General features: G+C 49.3%; 4 protein-coding genes. All 4 read left to right on the forward strand.

Annotated features, from left to right (window positions below):
• The coding region (locus WC734_06540) for a glycosyltransferase (protein ID MFA6198775.1) at positions 1-452 on the forward strand (452 nt) is incomplete at its 5' end.
• 151 nt (positions 453-603) lie between these two features.
• Complete coding sequence (locus tag WC734_06545) at positions 604-2,073, forward strand: mannose-1-phosphate guanylyltransferase/mannose-6-phosphate isomerase (protein MFA6198776.1); 1,470 nt, start codon at positions 604-606, stop codon at positions 2,071-2,073.
• Positions 2,074-2,096: 23 nt separating this feature from the next.
• Positions 2,097-3,191, forward strand: coding sequence for a GDP-mannose 4,6-dehydratase (gmd, locus tag WC734_06550; protein MFA6198777.1), 1,095 nt, complete (start codon positions 2,097-2,099; stop codon positions 3,189-3,191).
• 6 nt (positions 3,192-3,197) lie between these two features.
• A partial coding sequence (locus WC734_06555) for a polysaccharide biosynthesis protein (GenBank protein MFA6198778.1) occupies positions 3,198-3,434 on the forward strand: 237 nt, incomplete at its 3' end.

Genomic DNA, 3,434 nt, shown 5'->3' on the forward strand with positions numbered 1-3,434 from the left:
GTTCTCGCGAATGGATGTTGACGGAAGTCCGGCAGCGTGGGCTGACCAATTTCCATCTGCCGGGAAGATTCCCCGTGGAAACGATGCCCGGCCTTATGCAGAAGGCGTCAGTGCTGTTGGTGACGCTCACAGATCAGCCAATCTTTGCGGCGACGGTTCCCAATAAAGTTCAAGCGTACATGGCGTCAGGGCGGCCGATCATCGCCTGTTTGAATGGTGAAGGTGCTCGTTTAGTCGTTGAATCCGGGGCGGGATTGGCTACGCCAGCAGAAGATGCCGGTGCTTTGGCGGATACAATTTTGCGTTTATATCGGCAATCATCCAGTGAACGTGAAATAATGGGCAACAATGGACGCAGGTATTATCAAGAGCACTTTAATCACGATCGTTTGATCGACCAATTGATCGTATATTTACAATCTGTGTCAAAAAGTGGTAAATGTGCTCAGTGAAAATACCGGTAATTAGTGCGACCAGTATGATGTACAGTGAAACGGGTGCGTATCGTGTTTATCAATTTTGCACTGGCTTGGTCAAGTGCAAGTCGGCAGTGGTTCGCTGCTTTGAGCAGCGCGTCTCAGTAGTGTTGGATCCAAGAGTGTTATGAGTCAAAAAGATATATGCGCGGTAATACTCGCGGGAGGAAGTGGTGGTCGCTTATGGCCGCTTTCACGACAAAATTTGCCCAAGCAGTTTTTGTCGCTGGATGGAGGCGTGTCGATGCTGCAAGCCACGATTAATCGTCTGTCCCCTGTCATTGCAAAAAAGAATGTCCTGATTATCACGCAGGAGGCTCATGCCAAGGGCGAGTCTTATCACTCCCTGCTACCCTATCAATCCCTATTTGAGCCCATCGGGCGCAACACTGCGCCAGCCATTGCTTTGGCGGCAGCTTATCTCACTTCAAACGGAGCCGACCCAGTTATGGTTGTGTTGCCGTCTGATCATGTCATAAAAGACGAAGTGCGTTTTCGCTTGTATTTGGACATCGCCATCCAGGCAGCCGAAGAAGGCAAGCTTGTCACCTTCGGCATTCAGCCGACTCGTCCTGATACAGGATTCGGTTACATCAAGACAAAAAGTAGGATTGATAATAACGGTTTCCAGCGCTGTCAGGACGACTCTACTCACAGCCCCGCTTTCGAATTCCGTTCCAGCGTTTATGACGTGGAGCGATTTACCGAGAAACCCGATTTAGCTACTGCCGAACGTTTTCTTAAAGAAGGTAATTACTATTGGAATTCCGGCATGTTTGTGTGGCGAGCCTCGGCGATTCTCGATGAGATTCAACGACACTTGCCAGCGGTTTATAAGGTCGTGGAAACCATTCGTGCTGAAAGCCTCGCTGGCGGCGGATTTCAGCAAGCGGTAGAAAAACACTTCGTTGCCATGCCGTCCATCTCCATCGATCATGGTGTGCTGGAAAACTCGGATCGTGTTTCGCTGATCCCCTGCGATATTGGCTGGAATGATGTTGGCAGTTGGCAAGCGGTGCATGAAATTTCCGGCAAGGATGAAAATGGTAATGCTTTGCAAGGCAATGTTATCGCCGTGGATTGCAAAAACAGCTTGATTCGTGCCGAAAAACGCTTGATCGCAGTGATTGGAGTGGAAGATCTGTGTGTGGTTGAGACGGCCGATGCCGTGTTAATCGCTAAAAAAGACCAAACTCAGCGTGTGCGCGAGGTGGTGGATGCGTTGGAGGAAAAGGGCGCGACCGAGCATGTCCAGCATATGAAAGTGATGCGTCCGTGGGGTAACTATGCCGTGCTCGAAGTCGATCCAGAAGGCTTCAAGATCAAGCGTATCGAAGTCGCGCCCGGCGCACGGCTCAGCCTGCAAAGCCATAAACAGCGTTCCGAACATTGGGTAGTCGTTTCTGGTACGGCAACCGTCACCAATGGCGATGAAGTTATCACTGTGCATAAGAACCAGAGTACCTACATTCCGATAGGTGCGAAACATCGTCTGGAAAATCGCAGCAGTGAGCCTTTGCATATTGTCGAGATACAAGTCGGCGATTATTTGGATGAAAACGATATCCAGCGCTATGAAGATAACTACGGACGATAACTGTAAACAAAGAATAGACTAAAATGAATCAAACAAGAAAAGTCGCATTGATCACCGGTGTAACCGGACAAGATGGAGCTTATCTGGCCGAATTCTTGCTCAATAAAGGTTATATCGTGCATGGCATCAAACGCCGCGCCTCGTCCTTTAATACTGCGCGAGTTGACCATCTGTACCGCGACCCACATGAGGATGGCGTACGCTTTTTTCTGCACCACGGTGACCTAACCGATTCGAGCAGCTTGATCAGAATTATTAAGCAAGTGCAGCCGGATGAGATTTATAATCTGGCCGCACAAAGCCATGTCGCAGTGTCGTTCGAAGAGCCGGAATATACCGCCAACTCGGACGCGTTGGGTGCTTTGCGTGTATTGGAAGCCATGCGCATCCTCGGTTTAGAAAAGAAAACCCGTTTCTATCAGGCTTCCACCTCCGAGCTGTATGGCCTGGTGCAGGAAATTCCGCAAAAAGAAACAACTCCATTTTATCCCCGTTCACCTTATGCGGTTGCCAAGCTTTATGCGTACTGGATCACGGTCAATTACCGCGAAGCCTATGGCATGTATGCTTGCAACGGTATTCTGTTTAATCACGAATCGCCAGTCCGTGGGGAGACTTTTGTAACGCGAAAGATTACCCGTGCATTGGCTCGCATCAAGCTTGGATTGCAGGAACACCTTTATCTCGGCAACCTAAATGCTTTACGTGATTGGGGGCATGCCAAAGATTATGTTGAAATGCAGTGGCTCATGCTGCAACAGGAGCAACCGGAAGATTTCGTCATCGCCACGGGAGTGCAATATAGCGTGCGTGACTTTGTCGACATCGCCGCCAAGGAGCTAGGTATTATTGTTCGTTGGGAGGGTGAGGGTTTGGATGAAAAAGGTTATGACGCATCAGGGAAATGCATTGTCTCAGTCGATCCTCGTTATTTCCGTCCCACTGAAGTTGAAACGCTTCTTGGCGATCCGTCAAAAGCTAAGAATAAGCTCGGCTGGCAACCGAAAATTACCTTCATGGAGCTGGTTAGAGAAATGGTGCGCGAAGATCTTAAGACTGCTGAGCGTGATGAGCTGGTGAAACGTCACGGCTATTATACGAACTCCTATCATGAGTAATATCGTGTGAAGCTAGGTCACAATCTGCTGGCAGGGTTGGCTAATTCGATTTGGTCTGCGCTGGTCGGGTTGGCGGTTGTTCCGTTTTACCTTAAATATCTTGGAATAGAAGCCTACGGTTTGATTGGTTTTTTCGTGACCACGCAAGCCGTGTTAAGTCTTCTCGATATGGGAATGGCTCCGACCATTAATCGTGAGGTTGCGCGCTGTTCGGCAGCAGGGAGTTTGCAGGAATCAGGGAAG

The organism is Patescibacteria group bacterium (assembly GCA_041661625.1).
GTDB lineage: Bacteria > Patescibacteriota > Patescibacteriia > JAHIZJ01 > JAHIZJ01 > JBAZUB01.

What these genes read in the sequence shown, in the direction of transcription:
- WC734_06545 (MFA6198776.1), top strand. Translation starts at nt 604, where the DNA reads ATGAGTCAAAAAGATATATGCGCGGTAATACTCGCGGGAGGAAGTGGT.
- gmd (MFA6198777.1), top strand. Translation starts at nt 2,097, where the DNA reads ATGAATCAAACAAGAAAAGTCGCATTGATCACCGGTGTAACCGGACAA.